This window comes from Listeria fleischmannii subsp. fleischmannii LU2006-1 (genome assembly GCF_000344175.1).
Classification (GTDB): Bacteria; Bacillota; Bacilli; order Lactobacillales; family Listeriaceae; genus Listeria; species Listeria fleischmannii.
Genome location: NZ_ALWW01000006.1, coordinates 52,593 through 73,113 on the forward strand (window position 1 = coordinate 52,593; position 20,521 = coordinate 73,113).

General features: G+C 36.6%; 23 protein-coding genes, 1 other RNA gene and 1 pseudogene. 1 reads left to right on the top strand and 24 read right to left on the bottom strand.

The genetic code is table 11. The annotated features are described in order from the left end of the window. Positions 1–15: 15 nt before the first annotated feature. From LFLEISCH_RS03290 to LFLEISCH_RS03375, 18 genes and pseudogenes are all read right to left on the bottom strand, one after another. The gene (locus tag LFLEISCH_RS03290; protein WP_007472930.1) at positions 16–396 is read right to left on the bottom strand and encodes a hypothetical protein; all 381 of its coding nucleotides are present in this window, start codon (positions 394–396) and stop codon (positions 16–18) included. 144 nt (positions 397–540) lie between these two features. Beyond that, a complete protein-coding gene (locus tag LFLEISCH_RS03295; RefSeq protein WP_007472931.1) occupies positions 541–1,437 on the bottom strand; it encodes an oligosaccharide flippase family protein in 897 nt (298 codons plus the stop codon). Then, positions 1,438–2,136 (bottom strand): CpsD/CapB family tyrosine-protein kinase, encoded by a 699-nt coding sequence (locus LFLEISCH_RS03300; RefSeq protein ID WP_007472933.1) that lies wholly within the window; start codon positions 2,134–2,136, stop codon positions 1,438–1,440. A 23-nt stretch (positions 2,137–2,159) separates the two neighbouring features. After that, positions 2,160–2,843: a YveK family protein gene (locus tag LFLEISCH_RS03305; protein ID WP_007472935.1), complete on the bottom strand. Its 684-nt coding sequence runs from the start codon at positions 2,841–2,843 to the stop codon at positions 2,160–2,162. Next, complete coding sequence (locus LFLEISCH_RS03310; protein WP_007472937.1) at positions 2,827–3,786, bottom strand: glycosyltransferase; 960 nt, start codon at positions 3,784–3,786, stop codon at positions 2,827–2,829. Before LFLEISCH_RS03310 ends, LFLEISCH_RS03305 begins: the two co-directional genes overlap by 17 nt. Positions 3,787–3,883: 97 nt before the next feature. Further along, positions 3,884–4,576 carry a WecB/TagA/CpsF family glycosyltransferase gene (locus tag LFLEISCH_RS03315; protein WP_112153779.1) on the bottom strand — a complete coding sequence of 231 codons (693 nt, stop codon included), beginning with the start codon at positions 4,574–4,576 and terminating at the stop codon, positions 3,884–3,886. A 48-nt stretch (positions 4,577–4,624) separates the two neighbouring features. Beyond that, on the bottom strand, positions 4,625–5,287 hold the full coding sequence (locus LFLEISCH_RS03320) for a sugar transferase (protein WP_007472947.1): 663 nt from the start codon (positions 5,285–5,287) through the stop codon (positions 4,625–4,627). Beyond that, complete coding sequence (locus tag LFLEISCH_RS03325; protein WP_007472948.1) at positions 5,277–6,554, bottom strand: nucleotide sugar dehydrogenase; 1,278 nt, start codon at positions 6,552–6,554, stop codon at positions 5,277–5,279. Before LFLEISCH_RS03325 ends, LFLEISCH_RS03320 begins: the two co-directional genes overlap by 11 nt. 33 nt (positions 6,555–6,587) lie before the next feature. Continuing rightward, complete coding sequence (locus LFLEISCH_RS03330; RefSeq protein ID WP_007472949.1) at positions 6,588–7,079, bottom strand: DUF4352 domain-containing protein; 492 nt, start codon at positions 7,077–7,079, stop codon at positions 6,588–6,590. A 432-nt stretch (positions 7,080–7,511) separates the two neighbouring features. Further along, positions 7,512–8,177 carry a Crp/Fnr family transcriptional regulator gene (locus LFLEISCH_RS03335; protein WP_007472950.1) on the bottom strand — a complete coding sequence of 222 codons (666 nt, stop codon included), beginning with the start codon at positions 8,175–8,177 and terminating at the stop codon, positions 7,512–7,514. A gap of 239 nt (positions 8,178–8,416) precedes the next feature. Then, positions 8,417–8,667: pseudogene (locus LFLEISCH_RS03340) on the bottom strand (YaaL family protein). Between the two features lie 22 nt (positions 8,668–8,689). Next, positions 8,690–9,286 carry a recombination mediator RecR gene (recR, locus tag LFLEISCH_RS03345; RefSeq protein ID WP_007472952.1) on the bottom strand — a complete coding sequence of 199 codons (597 nt, stop codon included), beginning with the start codon at positions 9,284–9,286 and terminating at the stop codon, positions 8,690–8,692. A 60-nt stretch (positions 9,287–9,346) separates the two neighbouring features. After that, positions 9,347–9,664: a YbaB/EbfC family nucleoid-associated protein gene (locus LFLEISCH_RS03350; protein WP_007472953.1), complete on the bottom strand. Its 318-nt coding sequence runs from the start codon at positions 9,662–9,664 to the stop codon at positions 9,347–9,349. A gap of 27 nt (positions 9,665–9,691) precedes the next feature. Continuing rightward, positions 9,692–11,416: a DNA polymerase III subunit gamma/tau gene (dnaX, locus tag LFLEISCH_RS03355; protein ID WP_007472955.1), complete on the bottom strand. Its 1,725-nt coding sequence runs from the start codon at positions 11,414–11,416 to the stop codon at positions 9,692–9,694. Between the two features lie 124 nt (positions 11,417–11,540). Then, entirely contained in the window at positions 11,541–12,002 is a 462-nt protein-coding gene (locus LFLEISCH_RS03360) for a DUF3284 domain-containing protein (protein WP_007472957.1), read from the bottom strand. Next, entirely contained in the window at positions 11,999–12,199 is a 201-nt protein-coding gene (locus LFLEISCH_RS03365; RefSeq protein WP_007472960.1) for a DUF3188 domain-containing protein, read from the bottom strand. Before LFLEISCH_RS03365 ends, LFLEISCH_RS03360 begins: the two co-directional genes overlap by 4 nt. A gap of 4 nt (positions 12,200–12,203) precedes the next feature. After that, the gene (locus LFLEISCH_RS03370; RefSeq protein ID WP_007472962.1) at positions 12,204–12,425 is read right to left on the bottom strand and encodes a hypothetical protein; all 222 of its coding nucleotides are present in this window, start codon (positions 12,423–12,425) and stop codon (positions 12,204–12,206) included. 140 nt (positions 12,426–12,565) lie between these two features. Continuing rightward, positions 12,566–13,930 (bottom strand): PTS sugar transporter subunit IIC, encoded by a 1,365-nt coding sequence (locus tag LFLEISCH_RS03375; protein ID WP_007472969.1) that lies wholly within the window; start codon positions 13,928–13,930, stop codon positions 12,566–12,568. A 405-nt stretch (positions 13,931–14,335) separates the two neighbouring features. Here LFLEISCH_RS03375 and LFLEISCH_RS15460 point away from each other — a divergent pair, with 405 nt between their 5' ends. Next, positions 14,336–14,500: a hypothetical protein gene (locus LFLEISCH_RS15460; RefSeq protein WP_007472971.1), complete on the top strand. Its 165-nt coding sequence runs from the start codon at positions 14,336–14,338 to the stop codon at positions 14,498–14,500. Here LFLEISCH_RS15460 and LFLEISCH_RS03380 read toward each other — a convergent pair. The 6 genes from LFLEISCH_RS03380 to LFLEISCH_RS03400 all read right to left on the bottom strand — a co-directional run bounded on the left by LFLEISCH_RS03380 (position 14,495) and on the right by LFLEISCH_RS03400 (position 20,501). After that, complete coding sequence (locus LFLEISCH_RS03380) at positions 14,495–15,178, bottom strand: ABC transporter ATP-binding protein (RefSeq protein WP_007472974.1); 684 nt, start codon at positions 15,176–15,178, stop codon at positions 14,495–14,497. The two genes, LFLEISCH_RS15460 and LFLEISCH_RS03380, sit on opposite strands and share 6 nt — an antisense overlap. After that, a complete protein-coding gene (locus LFLEISCH_RS03385) occupies positions 15,175–16,467 on the bottom strand; it encodes an ABC transporter permease family protein (protein WP_007472976.1) in 1,293 nt (430 codons plus the stop codon). Before LFLEISCH_RS03385 ends, LFLEISCH_RS03380 begins: the two co-directional genes overlap by 4 nt. Next, a complete protein-coding gene (locus tag LFLEISCH_RS03390) occupies positions 16,464–17,411 on the bottom strand; it encodes a hypothetical protein (RefSeq protein WP_007472978.1) in 948 nt (315 codons plus the stop codon). The genes LFLEISCH_RS03385 and LFLEISCH_RS03390 overlap by 4 nt, the downstream gene beginning before the upstream one ends. Positions 17,412–17,641: 230 nt before the next feature. Continuing rightward, positions 17,642–18,283: a hypothetical protein gene (locus LFLEISCH_RS03395; RefSeq protein WP_007472979.1), complete on the bottom strand. Its 642-nt coding sequence runs from the start codon at positions 18,281–18,283 to the stop codon at positions 17,642–17,644. 118 nt (positions 18,284–18,401) lie between these two features. Next, positions 18,402–18,667: signal recognition particle sRNA large type (gene ffs, locus LFLEISCH_RS14945), an RNA gene on the bottom strand. Positions 18,668–18,995: 328 nt separating this feature from the next. Continuing rightward, positions 18,996–20,501, bottom strand: a complete 1,506-nt coding sequence (locus tag LFLEISCH_RS03400; RefSeq protein WP_007472985.1) for a gluconokinase — start codon at positions 20,499–20,501, stop codon at positions 18,996–18,998. Positions 20,502–20,521: the final 20 nt, after the last annotated feature.

Consider the following 20,521-nt stretch of genomic DNA (forward strand, 5'->3'; position numbering starts at 1 on the left):
AGGTTTTTTAAAAAATTATTTCGCTTTACTCGCTTTTCTTTGTTTGAGTAACGCACGAAAAACGTGCATGCTTTCTACTACTGTTGGAAGTTGTATTAAAAGCACAATAAGGCTCATACTTAATACAATTATGAAGTTTACATTAGGTGAGAAGGACATATAGATACAATCTATTAATAAGACAATAACTGTACCAAAGAACCGCCCTTTATACTGCATCGTACGCAATTGTTTCATTTGAATCGCCCGAATTAGCCAAGTAGCAAAAAAGCCTACAAAAGTAGCAATCGATGCGGCTAACACACCAAAAATCGGAACAAGACCTATTGTAATGAGCATCGTCAATGCACTACCAACTACTGAAGTAAGTAATAATTGACGTGTTTTTTTTGGCAATCATGTAGGAAACTTCTATAAAACTGGAGAAACTGGAGAAACACGCGCCAAGAAGTAGAAATGGCATAAATATCCATACGCTATGATAAGCAGGGGCAAATAACAGTGTGACTATAGGCTGAATCATGCAAAGTAAAATCGCCGTCACGACACAAAAAATAAAAGTGAATAGGCTGAGAAAACTTGTGCAAAAAAGCTACTTTGATTTTCCTTTTTCTCTTCTAACACAGTCAAGCTCCACGCTTGGAAGAAAACACCGTGAATAATATAAAGGATATTTGGAATCTTCGTCGCTACCGTATAAAGACCTGCCGTACCAACACCTAAGAAAAAGGTAATAATATATCTATCTGCAACTTGCAATACCCACCAAAGTAGCGAGTTTGGGATGAGTGGCATTGAATAATTGAGCATCTTTTTCAAAAGACTTTTACTCATATCTCGAAAACTAAATAAACTTATCACTCGTCCAAAAGCTAAAATTAATAAATTCCCGACAAAAAAGGCTAATACTTGAGAGAATAAAAATCCATTTACGCCTAAACCCAAGTATTTTAAGCAGACAATATTACTCAGGACTAAAACGATTGTTAAAATAATGCCTGAACTAGCATAAAGTTTCAGGTAATTCATAGATCTAATTTGTTGTTGCAAAATAATATAAAGCGACTGAAAAGCAATTAATAGAGCAACTAAAATGGTTAGAATATAAAAACCAACGATAAAACTAACAATTAGTACGCCTACTAAAACGAGCAGCATTGCAACGAGCCAAACACCAATTGCCGAACTAAACGTTTTGTTTCGATCTTGATTATCTAAATTAAATCGGAACAATCCATCCCCAATACTTAGTGTTAAAATTGGCAGCAACACCATAACGGACATCACAATTAAATCCGAAAGCCCATACTCTTTTGGCGTTAAATAAAATGTGTAAAATGGTACCAATAAAAAAACTAAAAATTTACTCCCAAAATTCCCTAACGCAATAATAAATACATTTTTCCCTAGTTTTTTCATTGATTTTCCGTTTTCCACTTAAGCGTCACTCTCCGCGTAATAATAATTGGTTTGCTTCATTTGAGGATTGTTAAAAATTGCCCCTAGTACATTGGCATTGGAATCACGCAAACTTTTTAAAGATTTCCTAACATCTTTTTTATTTGAATAGCTCCCTCTTGCAATAAGAATACAAGCTTCAACCCATTTCGAAATTAACAATGCGTCTGTTACCATTAATACTGGAGGCGTATCAATTATAATCATATCAAATTCCTCTTGTAACTGTTTAATAAGTTGCACTAATTTTTCGGAATTTAAAATAGAATATGGTGATACGGGACGAACTCCAACTGGAAGAGCATATAAATTTGTGTCACCAATTTTTACAATGGCATCATCTAGCGTTAATTTTTGCGAACTATCTAAGATTCCTGTTAAACCTGGACATGATTTAAGAAAAGGAAAAGCAAAACCTAAAGAAGGTCTTCTTAAATCTAAATCAACAATTAATGTCTTCACACCATCATTGGCATACGTACTAGCTAAGTTAACAGAAATCATTGTTTTCCCGCTATCTTGCGTAGGAGAAGTAATTAATAACGATTTAATCTGAGAATCAATATTTGCCATCTCAATATTGGTTTTTATCGTACGAAAATATTCTGCTTGCGGGTTAGAGGGCTCATGTAGCGCTACTAAACGATTCTTAATGTCTTTTTTATCGGTTTTCTTCATCAATTCCGCATCCTTTGTCCAGTTTAATTGTATTTACTAATCTTTCCAACTAGTCCTAAAATAGGCATATCTAACACTTCAAAATCTTCTTCACGCGTAATTTTATTTGAAAAAAGAGTTTTTAAGATTAATAATGAAACTCCTACAAATAAGCCGCCTAGTAGACCAACTGCAGCAAATAAAGTCGGCTTAGGAAAAATAGGTTTCTCATTTGATTTCACATAAGCTTCATTTAATAACTGTATATTATTGTTGCGCATAATTTTCGGAGTGGTTTTAACAAACTCTTTCGCTGTTGCATTTGTAATCCGAGCTGCTTCTTCCGGACTATCCGTTGTTGCTGTAATATTTATAACTTGAGAGTTTTCTTCTGTACTCGGTTGAATCATTTCACTAAGTTGGTTAACTGAATATTTGCCATCCAAATCCTTACTTACTTGACTTAAAACTTTCGGGCTTTTTATAAGTGCTTTGTAGGTATTAATCATTTGTAGGTTTGCCTGAACTTCGGCACTTTGAGAAACACCACTTTGATCTTCAGAGGACGGAACAACTAAAACTTGCGATTGCATTTGATAGCTTGGTGTAATAACAAATAATGCCATACAGAGTGCAATCCCTGCTCCAAGAATACCCATGATAATGAGTGACCATTTATGTCGAAGTAAAATTGTCCAAATCTCAATCAGATTAAACTTTTGATCCATTCGTATCACATACCTTTTCAATTTTCTCTAGCATTTGATATTCTTTATACCAAGTGGAGTTATATGAATCCATCGAAAATTTCTCAATAACTGTCTTTCTAGCATTTTCTGATAAAATAGCTCGAGAATCTTCATTAGATAAATATTGCTCCAACTCACTAACCATCATTTCAATGTTTCCCGCTTCAATAAGCATTCCATTCTCTTTCGATTTAACAAGTTGTGAGATTCCTCCGACTGTACTCGCCATATTAGGAATTCCAGCTGCCATTGTTTCTAAAATAGCCATTGGTAATCCTTCATGATAAGACGGAAGAAAATGTAGTACTGCATCCTTCATAATCTCTTCTTTATCTGTTACCCAGCCACCTATTGTGACATTTTCAATCTGTTCTTCCTCAATCCGCTTTTTCATTTGGTCCACTTCACCATCACCAAACAAAACGAATTGATACTGCGGGTACTTCACCTTGATTCTTTTCGCAACTTCTAAAATATCATAGCTTCCTTTTCTCTTACCAATTCGTCCAAAAGTAATAATTTTAGTTGCTGACGGATTATAGTAACTTTCATCCGGAATAGGAACCGCATTTGGAATAATTTTAATTTCAGTTTTTGTGAGCTTTTTATAAAAGCTTTCCCACTCTTCACTTAACACGACCACACATGTTGCTTTGTCAAAAATCCGACGAATCCATTTTTGGACCCATTTCGAACTTCCATTATAAAATTTATCAAATGAAGAAGCATGCATGTGTAAAACGATTGGTGTGTCTTTACGGCTTCCAAGAAGAAAAAGCGCTTTTCTAAAAAAACTACCTTTTTGCGCTACATGGAGATGTACAATATCTACATTCTCTTTACGCATCATTCTATATGAAGCCAAAGCTGTTTTAAATTGATTCCATCTAGAACCTTCGTGCCACGTTGTTAAAAAAAACATGTCCAYACATCTGAGTAATGAAAATAAGTTTTAAAATTATGGATAACGGTTGCTATCCCGCCTTTTGCTTGGCTATCTGGTCCTATCATTAAAACTTTCATTTCGCACCACACTTTTCCTTTAATACATGCTTCATAAATTCAAAATTACCAATAAAATAACGTTTAAACATACGCCTAGGTTCCTGTAAAAAGCGCCATAACCATTCACAGCCCATTTTTTGGAAAAGCTTTGGAGCACGTGTCGTCTTACCCGCCATCACATCAAAGCTTCCTCCAACACCCATTACAAAAGGCACATTCATCGCTTCTAAATGTTGGTTAATCCAAAATTCTTTTTCTGGACTTGAAAAGGCAACAAATAGTATATCTGCTTGGCTTTTTTTAATCTCACGAGCGACCAGCAGAGAATCATTACGATCAAAATAACCATTTCGGCATCCAACTACTTTAGCAGCTGGATAACGGACCTGAATGATTCGTTTCACCTCTTGCACAACTTCTTCAGTTGCTCCCAATAAAAAAAGCGAATAACTTTCCTCACTCGCCTCTTTTAATAGTCTATCCATTAAATCAATGCCTGTAACACGTTCAGTAATTGGATGACCTAAAATTTTCCCCGCTAACACAATACTTGAACCATCCGCGTTAATAAGTGGACAGTTGTTTACAATATTCCGCAGCGCTTCATTTTTTTTCATTAAATTAATTTTCCCCGCATTAATAACAACATGTTGTGTAGGTTTTCGAGCTGTAATGATTTTTTTTACTTCAGAGACTGTTTCGTCCATTGTTAAACAATCCAAATAGCTACCTAACATCTGAATTCTCAAAAATTATCACATACCCTTTCCAAAAACTGTTATTTCTTTAAAAGTTAAAAGCATGATTTTAATATTAAAAAATATATTTCGCTTTTCAATATATTCCAAATCTAATTCAATCATTTCTTCAAAACTAAGCGTATTGCGACCACTAACTTGCCAAAGCCCAGTACATCCAGGCTTAACAAGTAACCTTTTTTTATCATGATTCGTATAATTGTTAAATTCACGTTCTAAAGGTGGTCGTGGCCCAACCATACTCATATCTCCATTTAAAACATTCACAAATTGTGGAAACTCATCAATACTAAGTTTTCGAATTAATTTTCCGATTTTAGTTACTCTCGGATCGTTTTTCATTTTAAACATATGACCTTCCACTTCATTTTGAGCTAGTAACTCTGATAGTCTGTCTTCCGCATCAGTGTACATGCTTCGGAATTTATACATATAAAACTTTTTCCCTCCCTGCCCGATTCGCTCTTGGCGGAATATGACAGGTGCTTTTGGATCTTCAATTTTAATTAAAAATGCCACTAAAAGCATAATCGGGGAGAAAAGGATGAGTGCAAATAACGCAGCTAAAATATCTACAGCACGTATAATCCCATCATTTCCTGTACTTTTCTTGATAGCATGCGGGAAATGCATAGTTTTTTCATCTGTATTAATGTACATAGAGATCATCCTTTTCATTTAGTTGTTTTATTTCTGCTATATTGCCGAAATTAAAATACTTAACACGATTTGGATATTCTTTTACGATATTTTTCGTATCTAAAATTTTTGCTTGTTTCATATTTTTTATAAAGGTTTCATCAATAACTTTAAACTCATTGTGATCCGTTAAAACTAATAATAGTGAGCTATCTGTTGTAGCTGCTTCTATTGATTCTGAATAGTTACTTACATGTGGATCGTAAATTCCTACATCATACTTTTTACGAAGGGATTCCATGATCTCCATCGCAGGGCTTTCACGAATATCATCAATATTACCTTTGTACGTAAGACCTAAAATACTAATTTTATTTGTAGGGGCCCCTTTCATAACTTCATCTACCTTCGCTTCTACAAACTCAGGCATAGACACATTAATTGCACGTGCCGTTTGAATTAACGGTGACTCTTCCGGAGCAGATGCGACTACAAAATAAGGATCCACAGCTAGACAATGACCGCCAACCCCGGGCCCTGGAGTATGAAGGTTAACACGTGGATGTAAATTAGCCATTTCAATTACCTTCAAAGCATCAATATTTAATTTCTCTGAGACTTTAACAAGTTCATTTGCTAGCGCGATATTAACGTCACGGAACGTGTTTTCCATTAGTTTACTTAGTTCCGCCTCACCCGCTTTAGAACGAATTAGCTCACCTTTTACAAATGTTTGATAAACTTTAACAGCTTCGATTGTGCATCGTTCTGTGATTCCACCAATAATACGTGGATTATTAACCATTTCATACACAATATTTCCAGGTAAAACTCTTTCTGGACAGTGTGCTAAGAATATATCTTCTCCGACCGAAAAACCGGCTTTTTCAATAATTGGAAGCACCACATCTTCCATTGTTCGCGGTGCAATTGTAGATTCCACAATCACGACATTACCTTTCTTTAAATAAGGTAAAATGGCATGAAGTGCAGAGATAACGTATTTTGTATCACAGCTTTTATATTCATCGTCTTTATTCGGAGTTGGAACAGCTATGATAAATGCGTCTGCTTCTTCTGGCTCTAGTTGTGCTTGAAACATACCATTATTTACTACTTCTTCAAAAAGTGATTGCAAGCCTTCTTCTTCGATGTGAATCTGTCCCGTATTTAGCTTATCTACTACTTCTTTTTTTGTATCAATACCTCTTACTTCCACCCCGTGACTTGCAAACACGACAGATGTTGGTAAACCTATATAGCCTAAGCCAATAACATTAATTTTCATTGCTCATTCACCTTTCTTTAACATATGATCTCATTATTTTGCAGGAACTTTTAACTGCCACTGAGCCATTTTTTGTTCTAATGGTTCATAATATAATGTGACCGATTTCGTATTAGCAGGAATTTCATAATAGCCTGTTCCTGTAATCGTTTGTCCCGCCTTGATTTCAGTTCCAAAGTTTTTAGCTTCTAATCCGTACACTTTATACGTTTTTCCATCGTCTGCTTTCACTTTAAAATCTGCTGCACCAGCACCGCTAGTTTCTTTTGCAATATTTTTAACTGAAAAAGTAACTTGCAACATATCTTTTTTATCCGATGACTGACCGAAGCCAGTTTTTACACCGGTTACTTTAACCTGTAAATTATTAGATGTTTCAACCATCTTTCCTACTTCATTTTTCACTTCTGCTTTTGCTTCTGTCTTAGGTGTATTACTTTTTTTGGTATCCGTGTTATTTGCTGAACAAGCTACCAAAGATAGAGAAGCTACAACTGCAGTTGCCATATAGGCCCATTTCTTCATTTATATAAAACTTCCTTTCATTGTAAAATCACTTAGCCTTAATCATAAAATACTTACAAATTCGTTTATACATCTAACTTTCAAAAACAGCCTCCTAAAAATGAATTTTTTGTTACAACTTTTTAATACGAGAATATTTTACCTCTGCCGAACATCCCGACACATTTAATGATTTTATGGTTTCATATCATTTACGATATCGTTTTTAGTAATTCATAAAAAAAAAAGCTGTAAACAAAGCCTATTTGATGAAATGTAAACATTTTTTTACAATTTTCTTTTTAACTATTTCTTATTTTTCTCCTGCATTTCATAATCTATTAGATGACTTTTTATGATTTCAGTACAATGCAAAAGCAATAAAAAAATATACTTTCTAGTATTTAAATGAATAGAAAGTATATTCATGCACAAAGTTATCCGCAAAAAGATTTAAAATAATTTAGTGTGTATGCAAATTTCTTTTTGTTTATCTGACCTCACAATAAAATTCTCATTGCGTAAAGTTTCTAATATTTTTCGCATCGTCACATAACTAATTCCTAAATAATTAGTTAAGATAGCTAGCGTAAATTGTTTTGGTAACAAAACGTGTTCATCATTCGACTCTCCAAATTCTTTAGCGAGGTCATTTAGCATGATTTTGCTTCGTTCATACGGCTTTGCTTGAAAATTAAAATAGTTCCGAACAAGTAAATGATTTAAGTCTTTGCTAATAAGATAGCAATATAGCCATCCTTCTTGGAGCCCCATCAAAAATTCAACTATTTCTGCTTTTGAAAATTCAATAACTTCCACTCGGCCAATACTCGACATGGTTAGCTCAGATTCTACGTTAAATAAAATCGATTCTAAACCAATAAAATGATTTTTCCCCCGAAAATACAACAATTCATCATCTTTTTGGGCAGCAACAATTCCTTTTAAAATAAAGTAAACTTTTTTATTATCATCCGCTGAAAGTAAAGTTTGATTATTTTCAATGTGAATATGTTTCATTTGGACCTTTAAACTATTGGTTAGCAATTCCATTAAATTCATCTCATCAAATCGCTTATATACCTCTTTTTTGGTGTAGAGTCCCATTAATTCTTGCATTCTTCCACTCCTTTCTACATTTGTCTTTTGTAGTTCATCTTAATTTATTTCTAGTTCATTTAATAGCTCTAACTTTCAAAAATACCCCTTGATTCTTGAACGTTTTGTTACAGATTGAAATAAATTTATATTATTTTACGAAAATTGATGAGGGGCTTTTCATGTTTATTATGTCGTTATTTCAAACTATTTTTTTTCCAAAAAAAAACCGCAGACAAAAATGTCTACGGTTTAAAAACTTATTTCTTACCACTTACTCCTCGGTGCCTCGCTTCTTTGAAAAGATAGAAGTATTTCGCACCTGCTTTTTTTTCCTCATATTCGAGGCGTTCATTATAATTAAAACTTTTGTGTAAAATGACTTTTTGTTTATGCCACTCTTCTTGTGTTTTTTCGATAAGATCCATCAAGTATGCATTATACTCTTTATGCATTTTACCAATTTTTTTTTCGTTTTTTTTCTACCGTGTTGAATACTTCTTGAGTCCAACGTCATCACCTCGCCATTTTTCTTAAACTTCTCGGCGTCCTTCTAACGCTTTCGATAGAGTCACCTCATCTGCATACTCTAAATCCCCACCTACAGGAAGACCGTGCGCAATTCTCGTTACTTTAATACCACTTGGTTTAACGAGTCTTGAGATATACATGGCTGTTGCTTCCCCTTCAACATTAGGGTTTGTTGCTAAAATCAATTCTGTGACTTCCTCATTTTGTAGGCGTTTGATGAGGTCAGAAATATTGATATCTTCAGGGCCCACTCCGTCCATAGGAGAAATAGTTCCGTGCAGGACATGATATAGACCGTGGTAATCACGCATTTTTTCCATTGCGATTACATCACGTGGCTCTTCCACGACGCAAATAATACTTTTATCCCGAGAGTGGTCTTTACATATATAGCAGGGATCAGTGTCCGTGATATGGCCACAAACGGAGCAAAAGCTTAAATTACGCTTGGCATCAACGAGCGCTTTGGCAAATCCGAGCACATCGTCTTCTTTCATATCTAGCACATAAAAAGCTAGGCGTGCAGCCGATTTTGGCCCAATGCCCGGTAATTTCATAAAACTGTCAATGAGCTTCGTTATTGGCTCAGGATAATGCATCTTCATCGCTCACTTTCAAAAAAGCAGGCAGAACGTCATGCATTCTGCCGCTAAAATCTCTTATAATCCCGGAATATTCATTCCTTGTGTGAATTTGCCCATTTTTTGAGCCGTTGTGTCTTCCACTTGTTTAAGCGCGTCGTTTGTTGCCGCTAAAACGAGGTCTTGAAGCATTTCTACATCTTCAGGGTCCACAACTTCTTCTTTAATTACAATATCAAGTACTTGGCGTTTCCCGTTCATTTTAACAGTTACCATTTCTCCACCAGCTGTCCCAGTGAATTCAGTCACCTCTAGTTCTGCCTGTGCTTTTGCCATTTCCTTTTGCATTTTTTGCATTTGTTTCATCATACCTTGCATATTTCCCATTCCACGCATATAAAATTCTCCTCTTCATTCTAAATTTTATTCTTTTATTTCGAGTAAATCTGCTCCTACGAGTTTCTCTGCCGCACCCACGAACAAATCATTATCTGAAAGCGCAGATTCTGAGCGTTCCTCGCCTGATTCATCCTCTTCTCCCGAGTTATGAGTTTTCAAGAAATTTTCTCGTACATCAAACCACTGGGATTCTGGAATACCAATGAAATGATAGGTAGTTTTCGTCAATTTTGAGATACTTGTTTCGACAGTTTCGACAAACGATTGATTATCCATCGCCATTTGACAATGAATTTCATGCTTAAATTTTAACACAAAAGTATCATCAGATGCAGCAACTGGCTCAGCATCATTTAATAGTGCCGCTTGAGACGCCATAAGCATTGATAAAAGTTCTCCCCAACAACCTCGAATCAGCTGAAGGTCTTTCTTTTTCGCGACATCTAGCACATGATTAATTTTTCCAACCGGCGCTTTAAAACTTTTCGAATTGTTCATCGCCGCCTTTTTAGGACGTGCGACTTTTTCCGCTTTCCCATTATCCGCACGTGCCCCGCTTGCTACTAATTTTTTCAACTCAGCAAGCTCGCGTTTTAATTCCTGCACTTCACTTTGAAGAGCCGAAACATCTGCGCTTGATTCACCCTGGTCGCCTTGTGTGCCGCCCTCTAATTGGGTCAGCATAACGATGGCCACCTCAACATAAATCCCCGGATGGTTAGAAAATCGCATTTGCGTAGTGGTTTTATTTAGCAACTCCACGCCCTTATAAATTTGGCTGGCAGTAGCCGACTTTGCAAGCTCTCTAAAAGGCTCGTCCGGAACTGCACGTTCTAGCGTCTCCTCCAAATTTGGCGCTTTTTGATAAAGCAGTATGTCGCGGAAGAAAACCAGTAGGTCTTCCACCAATCGAACGGGATCTTTTCCTTCCAAAAGCAAACTAGATAGCCGTTCCATTGAAAGACTCGCATCCTGATTTAAAATGGCCGCCACTAAATCTGTCAATAAATTTTGCGCCACCGAACCGGTAATTTCAAGCGCATCTTGAACGCTGACTTCATCCGATCCATACGAAATCACTTGATCAAGTAAACTTAATGCGTCGCGCATGCCCCCCTCGGCTGCTCGAGCGATAATCATGAGCGCTTTTTCATCAAAAGTAATCTTTTCCTCATTTAAAATATAAGCCATGCGTTGTACAATATCTTGCGTTGTAATTCGCTTAAAGTCGAAGCGCTGAACACGCGAAATAATTGTGAGCGGCAATTTATGCGGCTCTGTTGTTGCGAGTATAAAAATGACATGTTTTGGTGGCTCTTCAAGTGTCTTAAGAAGCGCATTAAACGCCCCTGTTGACAACATGTGAACTTCATCAATGATATAAATTTTATATTTTGAAACGGTTGGCGCATATTTTACTTTTTCGCGTATATCACGAATTTCTTCCACACCGTTATTGCTCGCTGCATCAATTTCCAGAACATCCGGATTTGATCCATCTGTAATCCCTTTGCAGACATCACATTCATTACATGGCTCACCATTCGTACTATTTTCGCAATTTATAGCTTTGGCGAATATTTTTGCAGCACTAGTTTTCCCTGTTCCCCGAGGTCCACTAAATAAGTAAGCATGTGATGTTTTGTTTTGAGTGATTGCGTTTTGAAGTGTCTTTGTTACATGACTTTGCCCGACAACATCATCAAACGACTGCGGCCGAAAAACACGATATAATGCTTGATATGCCATCATCCACTCTCCTCTAAACCTTAGTAGTTTTATTATAGCTTACTTCGGACTATTTTGTTAAGAGTAAACTTCTTTTATTCATATAAAAAGGCGCCCAAATTTGCAGGACACCTTTTCACTTTATTTATTCAACATGAGAAGCTGTATGTTGTTTCTTCGCTTTACTTTCATTAATCACAGAAAGTTCAATGGCCTTTAATAAATTTTTAGCCCGTTTTCGTCTAAAAAGACCGAATAAAAAGCCTACAATCATATTATTTAGCTTTTGAACCGTACCTTCTGCTTCAATTTTTTCATGATAAGAGGCTTCGCAAGTGTTCTCGCTTGTCGATTTAATCGCATATGTGGTTGTATGCGTATTCACACGGCTTTTAGTTTCAAATACATAGATTTCATAGGGCTTGACTTCTGTAATTTTCACTGTTGCACGAGCACCATTTGACATATCTCGTTGGTAAGAGAAACCTTCTAACTGGCGCATTTGCTTACTTTTACCAGTTGATTGCTTAATATCATAAATAACAGATTTTATAATGGCATCAAAGCATTCTTTTTGCGAAATATATAATTTTTGTGAGATATTCATTTCTTATCTCCTCCTTGTCCATCCTTATTTTTCCCTTTTTTCACTTTTATGAAGACAAGGACGGCACCAATAACAACGATGACTATACCAGTAATCATAAACGGCATATTTGCCGCTCCATTTTTCCCATAAGAAGGACTCATCATAATGATTAGTAGCCCTATACTCATGATAAATAAACCATTTGCGATTTTCATATCTTTAACCTACAGTCACTTGAAAATAGAGTACAGCGCCAATTTCCGTAGCTTTAATTGTATCTTTTGCGATGCGAGCCGCTTTTTCTTCATCTTCTAAATTGGTTTCAAAGCTAAGCTTCATGCCCACTTCACTCACCTTTTTAAAAGTCACACCATCTTCATTATAATTTTCGAGTAACTCCGTCACGTAATCTCGTTTCATTGGACAATTTACAATAATCATTTTGAAAACCTCCTCAAGTAATATTTTAACGTTAAGCGTTTCACGTTGCAATAAGAAACCTTAACTAAATTTGTATTTTGGCGCGTTTTATAACGCATAATAATCTGGCTGGGGTAACCCGCTCCCCAGCCAGAAACATTTTAAGCTTTCATTTCTTCTTCCGGAACCCCTACTCGGTTTGCGGTAAGGACAAACGGTGTCCATATAAGGAAAGCAACTATCATATTGATTAATGAAATAATTGGGGCCACCCAGTCTCCACCTGTCGCAACAAATGAATTGAATAGCGGCGGCATTACCCATGGAACTGCTGCTTTTACAGGACCAACAATTCCTAATGTTGTCGCAAAATAAGCGATGGTTACCATAACCATTGGTGCTATGACAAATGGAATTAAGTAAATTGTATTTAAAACAATTGGCAAACCAAACATGATTGGTTCGTTAATATTAAATATTCCTGGGCCGAGTGACAACTTCGCTACTGTCCGCGAATCCGCTCGTTTGGAGAATAAAAGAAGTGCCACAATAAGTACGATTGTACCACCTGATCCACCCATCCATACATACGCGTCAAATGAACCACGAACCCAGTCAAACGGTAATGCCACTTTTTCTTGCGCGGCTGTAATATTTTGAAGTTGGGCTGTTCCCCATAGTGACTCCAAAACGGGCGCAAGTACGTTTGGTCCGTGAATACCAAAGAACCATAATAGTTGTACTAAGAAAGTAACAAGGAGAACTGCTCCGTATCCTTGCGAAAGATTAAGAAGAGGTTCTTGAATCGTTTTAGAAATCCAAGAAATAACATCCATATTTGTAATTTTAAAGAATGCCCAGTCAATAATTCCCACGACATAAAGCGCTACAAGTGCTGGAATAATCGCAGCAAATGCTTTACTTACTGCCGGTGGAACAGAATCTGGCATTTTAATTGTGATTTTACGACGCATTAATTTTGCATAAATAATGGTTGAAATAAAGCCAAAAATCATGGCCGTAAACAACCCTGTTCCGTTTACTTGCCCCATATTAAAGAAGCCATAAATCCCTGTAAATTCTTTAGGTAAGGTATTAATATCAAAATCTGCATTAGCAGCAGTGATAGCCGCTTTAACTGCATCCAAGCTAATCGTAACTGTTAAGTTCATAACAAAGGCTGCGAGTGAAACTAATCCCCCTGCTAAACGGTCTACCTCATAAACTTTTGATATGTTATAACCTAGTGAAAAGGCAAAAATAATTGATACAATTGCCAATGTTCCGTTATATACATAGCCATTAATCCCTATCAGCGGCTGCATGGCTTCAACAAAGCCTGTCCATCCCCATTCAGTTGGAAAATCCCTAAAAAATACATTCAATAATACCGCAATCGATCCTGCCATAGTAATCGGCATTGTCGAGATAAACGCATCACGCAACGCAACTAGATGCTTTTGCGAGCCAATTTTTGCTGCAACTGGAACAAAATATTTTTCTAAAAATGCTGTTAATCCGTTCATATTCATCCTCCCTTTTAATTACAAAATAATCCATCTCTTAATAAAAATAACGTTTTTAGCATTTAGACTTCTAAATAAACTCCCCACTAAAACGATTTTTACTAATAAACGGCCTCCAACTCAAACCTCGCGAAATTTGGGAGTCCTCCTCTCCGTTTCATGATAAGGCTTACATGGACGCATTATCTTATTTAGCAATTTATGTGCCAACTTTTTATAAGCAAAATCGTATGCAAAAACATTCAAATAGCCATTTTAGAATAATTACACACATATTTTAAAAGCGTGTAATTAAAGAAAACGCTTACACACAAACCTATTCTTCTTTCTAAAATATAACCTTTATCTACGTACATTTTTGCTCTTTCATGCTATACTAAACCTATCAAAATCGAGGTGATAAAAATGGCACTTAAATCTGATATGCCTGAAGAAAGCCGTAATAGCAAAGTCATTAAGCGAGGCGACTACTCCATTATTTTTCCAGATGACTTAAAAGAGCTACCTTCCTTAAAACGTGATGCGGATTCAACAAATAAAAAAGATACGGATGAAAAAAAGCGCCTATAAGTTTTGGGCGCTTTTTACTGTATTTAGGTGTCCATCTACAATCATCAGGTGCCTCGCAAAACGGGGAATAAATTCTTCTTGGTGCGTAACTAAAATGATTGTTTTATCTTCTTGGTTTAAATTAACAAGCAAATTAATAATATTTTTTGCATTTTCTTCATCTAACGAACCAGTTGGCTCATCTGCAATGATAATTTCCGGATTACTGATTAATGCGCGTGCTAGGCTGACACGTTGAATTTGGCCGCCAGATAGGTCGCCTGGTTTTGCGTGTTTTTTTTCCAATAAAGAAAGCGATTCTAGTAAATCTTCTGCGCGTTTTACTTTTTCTTCTTTAGTGATTTTCGCTTTCCAAAGGGGTAGCCACACGTTTTCTAGTACGGTCTTTTCTTCAATTAAGGGAGCGCTTTGCATTAAATACCCGATATTCTTGTATCTAAATTCCGATAAGGCCTGCGCTTTTTTTGTGTGCATTTCTTGATTTTGAAAATAGAACTCTCCTTCTGAAACCACATCTAGCCCTGCTAAAATGTGTAGAAGCGTGCTTTTCCCAGCCCCACTTTTTCCAGTTATCGCGATAAAATCTTTCGGCTCGATTGTTAAATTGATATTTTTAAGTACAGCATTTTGATAGCCTTTGTCCTCATATCGTTTATAGACTCTTTTAAGCTCTATCATCGTAAGCGTTCCACCTCCTTTAAAAATACAGCTGGATTAAATGCAGCAAATTTTCTATTTAAAAAGAGCATCATAATCCAAATCGCGAAGATTCCAAAAATAAATAGAACTAAAAATAACAGCGGATCAAACAGATGAAGTAAAACCGCAAGCAAAATGGCCATGATGTAAGCTACACAAAATAGAAAAATTCCTTCTAAAAGCATAAAACGCGAAATGTCTTTATTCGAAAAGCCCGACGTTAAATAAATCGCGAATTTTTTAAAACTCATTTTTACTTTTGAAACTAAAACAAAGTACATGGATAGAGCGGCAAGAACGCTCGCTGTAATTCCTGCAATTAGCATATAAACTTGACTCTTTCCGATTAAATCGCTTAAATAGTTCGTTGCATGCATATTCGCTCCAATGATGGAGTAGTCTTCAAATCCAGTTTGTTGACTAACATCTTTCATATACGCTACAAATGAATCATGACTCATTTGTGTTACCATGTAACCATTTGCGGCATGAAGTAATTGTTTTCTTTGAAATTCACATACTTCTTCATTTTCCGCTACTTTCTTAAAATTAACCATTGGCAAAACTATCTTTTTATCCAAATAAAGTTCCTCCTCTTGACCGATTGCGAGAAAAGTATTTGGCTCGATAAATCCGACGACCTTACCGTTAAGAGGATAAAAAAGGTACTCTATTTTTAAAATATCACCTGGTTTATAATATTTTTTGAATTCACTACCTAGTAAAATCGGAAATTCTTTCTGCTCATCTGAGAAAATAAAATCACTTGCTTCAAAATTCCGTCCAGTTTGAACATTAACTTTCTGCAACTCTATAGCAGACTGATTAATTTGTATAGAGCTAACAACATCATATTCCAAACCATCATTTTCAGATACATATGGCTCATTGATAGTTCCATCAGTTGTATTAATAAAAAAATCATCACCTCTTAAATTTGTAACTCCAATTGGTTGAGCTACATGATTAAAGAAATTAACTTCTTTAGAGTCCGTCATATAATTAGTAAATAATATTAATGACTGCATCCCCTCTTTTCCACTAAAAAACTCTTCCTCCTTATCATTTCCTAAGTTATCCGCAATTTGATAAACTTGATTGCCCTGATACTCTCCAATATGACTTTGTTGGCTTATTTTATTAAATTGATAATTATTATATAAAGCAGCCATAAGCAAGATTATACAAATTAGTTCAATGATAATGAGTACGGTCAACCATTTTCTTACTTTTAAATTATTCCATATCGCTTGTAAATAAAAGTTCATTTTAACCCCCTACTAGCTTTATATTTGAGTAAAAAGCCACCTGTTAAAATTAAAGAAAGTAGCGCTGGTATTCCTACTGCTTTTAGTGGTTCCCCTGCCATTTCTATTGGTATTATTAAACGGAAAGATCCCACTATTAAAAGCATCGGAAGTATAGTATATACTAATACCCCCTGTAAAAGTTGATTTGATATCCATGTATATTTAAAACCAATAAGTTTTGAAATTAATAGATATTGCCTTTGTTTAGACAGCCATAACACCGTACTTATTACCGCAATTAATGAAATGCCTATTTCTAGCCACATCTTCCGTTTATCAAAGTTTAGCTTAGTATTCAAAAAACGCGCTGTCCCTTTAGCTTCATATGGTAAAAAGCGAATATTCTCTATAGAAGAATTCCATGCCTTAAGTTCTTTTGATATCTCACGCTCCGACATATCAGTTGAAATAATATATGTCCGTGTGAAGTTAGTATCCATTTTTTCAAACTCTAGCAAACTTATGAAAATCAATCTATCTAAAGAAGAAGCCTTGTTACTAACTCCCATTATTCCAGAAGCAGCAAAGTTTTTATTTTGATACTCTATACCCATTACATTTATGTCCTTACCTATTATCGCACCTTTTTTAAAAGATACTTCGTCAAATTGTTGAACAAGAGGAGGCAGATCATTTTTATTATCACAATAAAAAGCAAACATTTTGTAACCCCCATCTAATATTGGCTTAAAAATCATTTTCTTTTTATCCGGTGCAAACTCTTCCCAGTTCACTACATCTTTTTCAGCTAGTTCAAAAGAAAGATACTTGCTATCCGGTTTTTGCCAAAAATTAGATAGTTGCTGAACATACATCTGCTTACTTTCAAAAAAATAAAAACCACATACAGTAAAAGCTATTAGCAGAAATGGAAGTAATAGAAATCTAGGCTGAATACACATGTTGTCTCTCCCTTTCTGTTAATAGCTTTTTTGAGTCTTATTTAATTACCCTTCTTAGTTGTATGTTACAGCTTCACTATACCACAAGTTTGTGAAAAGATAAACAATTTAACTGAATATTCTTTTTTCTATTTAATTTCTACATAATTTTTATCATAAAATGTGAAAAAATAAGCTAAACTGGGAAACCTTGTGTAGGTTATCATTCCAGTTTAGCTTTTATTTTGCCCTTATTTAATTGAAAAAATGACCATATTTTTCGTGTCATCTACACGGACTTTGACCGTTTTGTTCAGCTTCTCTTTAAAAAGCTCGGTTATATCCAGAAAATCGTCGTAGCTTGAAATGTCACTTTTTTTGTAGCCTTGTAAAATGGTCGGTTTAATTCGTGTAACAAATTTGTCGGACGAGGTTTCTTCCGGGTCATACTTGTAAATTTCCTTCCCGTTTTTATCGTGGAAAGAATAGACCGCGTACATGTCGTCCTTTGTTTTATAAACATCTTCTTGCGTCACGTAAGCATTGTCCGCGATGCTATAATCAAGTTTCCCCGCATAGTTTTTATCAAGCGACGGCTCATTTAACTCGTATTGACCATAGGCGATGCGGAATAAATATTCCAGATTGTAGTAACTATTTACGCGGAAATAAAAGTGTTTATTTTCTTTTTTCTTATCCACACCGATATCGGTTGCAGAAATAGGGAAAACTTCATATAGCTTTCCATTTATTTCATAGGCCACATTGTAATCGTCGTGTACCTCTTGCCTTTGAAATACACCGAAAATAATACCTAAAACAACTAAAATCGCTACAATAATAGCTAAAATACTTAAAATAATGATGTTTCTTCTTTTTTTAACACGTTGCATATTTTTCATCCTTTTTCAACTGAGTACAAGCTACTTTTATTGTAACAGTTTTTTCGATATCTAACAAAAAACCTTTCCCTTAAAAGTAGGAAAAGGTTTATTTATTTAAAATTTAACGCCGTGCACCCAAGTTCGACATATAACCACCTGCGTTACACCAGTCGTTAGCTCAGATCAGGCAACCTTGCGGCACATAAAAGGCACTGCTTAATGCTGCTTCCTTCCGGACCTGACATGGTTCACAGGCTTCCATTGCGCAAGACCCAATCGTCAACACCACGTGCTGGCGGCAGACCAGACAGGTATAAGCCTCAATTTGGGAATTCAACCCCGCTAGAGCGGATTGCGGGTTACAGGGCGCCGCTATCTCCCCGTCTAGCACGGCAAATTTGCTACCAAAATATAATTGTTTGTTAAGCCACTGAATTAAAAGGCTCAAACATTAGTTTATCTTTTTTAGATAAAAAGTGCAAGTAAAATTATGCCGGAAGTGAAAAATCAAACCTGCGACGGAGAATTTAAAAACTGCCACATAAATTGCTTGCGACAGTCTTTTTTCGGATTAAACTAAATATATGCTAACTAGTGTAGCAATTAGCGTTCCAAGTAAACAAATACCAACTAAAATGAGGGCGATCCATACAATTTTTTTGTTCATCATCAAAAACCCCTTATTCTTTATTACAGCACTATTCCCCCGAAATTTTACTTTCTAACAATTTTTTTGCCAATTTGTGAGTTGTTTGTTTATTCCAGTTAGTTGAACGGAAGCCAGTTCGAAAATTTTATGAAGTTCTGCATAGGCTTTTACGCGACTTGGATTCGGCTTGTAAATGGCTTTGATGTCTGGCTTGCCGGGTAATGTGAAATCGGCCCGTTTGCCAAGGGATTTCATTGCGAGAAGCGCGGCGCCGAGACTGGAACCTTCTATTGTATGGGTGACGCGTACTTCGCGGTTTAAAATGTCCGCAAGCAAGCTGCACCAAAACGGATGCGCGGCGATTCCGCCCGAAACATACACTACATCCCCTTTTTCACCAATAGCGGTATAAACGCTCGCCAAATTTAGCGCGACGCCTTCAATACTTGCGCGGATGAATTCAGGGGGCGTGTGACTTATTGTGAGACCTAAAAAGGCGGCTTTGATGTCACTTGTCCAGTAGGGTGCGCGCTCGCCTAATAGATATGGCAAAAAGATGAGTCCGTTAGAACCTAGTGGTATTTCGGATGCGTTTTGCATAAGCTTGTCGTAGTCCCGATTTTCACGCACGTCTAATGGCGCAAATTGCTCCATCGCCCATTCGATAGCTTTCCCGCCGTTGTTCACGGCGCCACCTTGGACGTAAAGGCCGTCTGTTAGGCGGTAACAAAACGTGCGGCTTCTGCCGTCTGTTTGAAAATGGTTCGTTGTTTTGCGGACGGCGCCGCTTGTGCCGACCGTTACGGTGACATCATTTGGCGCAGTCGCCTGCAAGCCTAAATTCGCAAGGGCGCCGTCACTTGCGCCGACGACAAAAATAGTTTCTTTGGCGATTCCCATTTCGGCTGCGAGTTCGGTGCTGAGGCCACTCAGTTGGTGCATTTCAGACACTACGGTCGGGAGTTTGTCTTGCGATAGCCCCACAATTTCGAGAGCCGATTTCTCATAACAGCCTTCTTCCGTGTTATAAAGCCCTGATGCCGAGGCGAGGGCTGCGTCAATCAGCCATGTGCCGAACATTTTGTATAAAACATAGCTCTTAATTCCAGAAGCCATGTGCATGGTCGCATATTTTTCCGGTGCCGCGTCTTTTAGCCAGAGTAATTTCGCGAATGGGCTCATTGGATGGATTGGCGTGCCAGTTTTTTCATAAATTCCCTCCAAATAAAAATCGCGTTTTGCTTTTTCGAGCGCTTCGCTACTACGGCTATCAGCCCATGTAATCGATTTTGTAAGTGGCTCGCCGTTTTTGTCCGTCAAAATTAAGCTGTGCATCGCCGCACTGAATGAAATGGCCGCTAAATCGTTTTGATCAATCTGGCTTGCTTTCATGACCATCCAAATAGCCTTTTTGACGGCCTGAAAAATTTCATCTGGGTTTTGTTCAGCCTTCCCTAAAACGTCGGTCAGAAGCTCATAATGCACCGCATAACGCGTTATTTGGCTCCCGCTTTCATCAAAAAGAACAGCCTTCGTACTTGTCGTTCCAATATCCACACCCATAAAAAATTCGCTCATTTTATCCCTCTTTTCACACC

What these genes read in the sequence shown, in the direction of transcription:
- LFLEISCH_RS03360 (WP_007472957.1), bottom strand. Translation starts at nt 12,002, where the DNA reads ATGAATATCTCACAAAAATTATATATTTCGCAAAAAGAATGCTTTGAT.
- LFLEISCH_RS03390 (WP_007472978.1), bottom strand. Translation starts at nt 17,411, where the DNA reads ATGTGTATTCAGCCTAGATTTCTATTACTTCCATTTCTGCTAATAGCT.
- LFLEISCH_RS03320 (WP_007472947.1), bottom strand. Translation starts at nt 5,287, where the DNA reads ATGTACATTAATACAGATGAAAAAACTATGCATTTCCCGCATGCTATC.
- LFLEISCH_RS03395 (WP_007472979.1), bottom strand. Translation starts at nt 18,283, where the DNA reads ATGCAACGTGTTAAAAAAAGAAGAAACATCATTATTTTAAGTATTTTA.
- LFLEISCH_RS15460 (WP_007472971.1), top strand. Translation starts at nt 14,336, where the DNA reads ATGGCACTTAAATCTGATATGCCTGAAGAAAGCCGTAATAGCAAAGTC.
- LFLEISCH_RS03350 (WP_007472953.1), bottom strand. Translation starts at nt 9,664, where the DNA reads ATGCGTGGAATGGGAAATATGCAAGGTATGATGAAACAAATGCAAAAA.
- LFLEISCH_RS03385 (WP_007472976.1), bottom strand. Translation starts at nt 16,467, where the DNA reads ATGAACTTTTATTTACAAGCGATATGGAATAATTTAAAAGTAAGAAAA.
- LFLEISCH_RS03325 (WP_007472948.1), bottom strand. Translation starts at nt 6,554, where the DNA reads ATGAAAATTAATGTTATTGGCTTAGGCTATATAGGTTTACCAACATCT.
- LFLEISCH_RS03330 (WP_007472949.1), bottom strand. Translation starts at nt 7,079, where the DNA reads ATGAAGAAATGGGCCTATATGGCAACTGCAGTTGTAGCTTCTCTATCT.
- LFLEISCH_RS03400 (WP_007472985.1), bottom strand. Translation starts at nt 20,501, where the DNA reads ATGAGCGAATTTTTTATGGGTGTGGATATTGGAACGACAAGTACGAAG.
- LFLEISCH_RS03365 (WP_007472960.1), bottom strand. Translation starts at nt 12,199, where the DNA reads ATGAAAATCGCAAATGGTTTATTTATCATGAGTATAGGGCTACTAATC.
- LFLEISCH_RS03375 (WP_007472969.1), bottom strand. Translation starts at nt 13,930, where the DNA reads ATGAACGGATTAACAGCATTTTTAGAAAAATATTTTGTTCCAGTTGCA.
- LFLEISCH_RS03335 (WP_007472950.1), bottom strand. Translation starts at nt 8,177, where the DNA reads ATGCAAGAATTAATGGGACTCTACACCAAAAAAGAGGTATATAAGCGA.
- LFLEISCH_RS03370 (WP_007472962.1), bottom strand. Translation starts at nt 12,425, where the DNA reads ATGATTATTGTAAATTGTCCAATGAAACGAGATTACGTGACGGAGTTA.
- LFLEISCH_RS03310 (WP_007472937.1), bottom strand. Translation starts at nt 3,786, where the DNA reads ATGTTTTTTTTAACAACGTGGCACGAAGGTTCTAGATGGAATCAATTT.
- LFLEISCH_RS03300 (WP_007472933.1), bottom strand. Translation starts at nt 2,136, where the DNA reads ATGAAGAAAACCGATAAAAAAGACATTAAGAATCGTTTAGTAGCGCTA.
- LFLEISCH_RS03315 (WP_112153779.1), bottom strand. Translation starts at nt 4,576, where the DNA reads ATGGACGAAACAGTCTCTGAAGTAAAAAAAATCATTACAGCTCGAAAA.
- LFLEISCH_RS03305 (WP_007472935.1), bottom strand. Translation starts at nt 2,843, where the DNA reads ATGGATCAAAAGTTTAATCTGATTGAGATTTGGACAATTTTACTTCGA.
- recR (WP_007472952.1), bottom strand. Translation starts at nt 9,286, where the DNA reads ATGCATTATCCTGAGCCAATAACGAAGCTCATTGACAGTTTTATGAAA.
- dnaX (WP_007472955.1), bottom strand. Translation starts at nt 11,416, where the DNA reads ATGGCATATCAAGCATTATATCGTGTTTTTCGGCCGCAGTCGTTTGAT.
- LFLEISCH_RS03380 (WP_007472974.1), bottom strand. Translation starts at nt 15,178, where the DNA reads ATGATAGAGCTTAAAAGAGTCTATAAACGATATGAGGACAAAGGCTAT.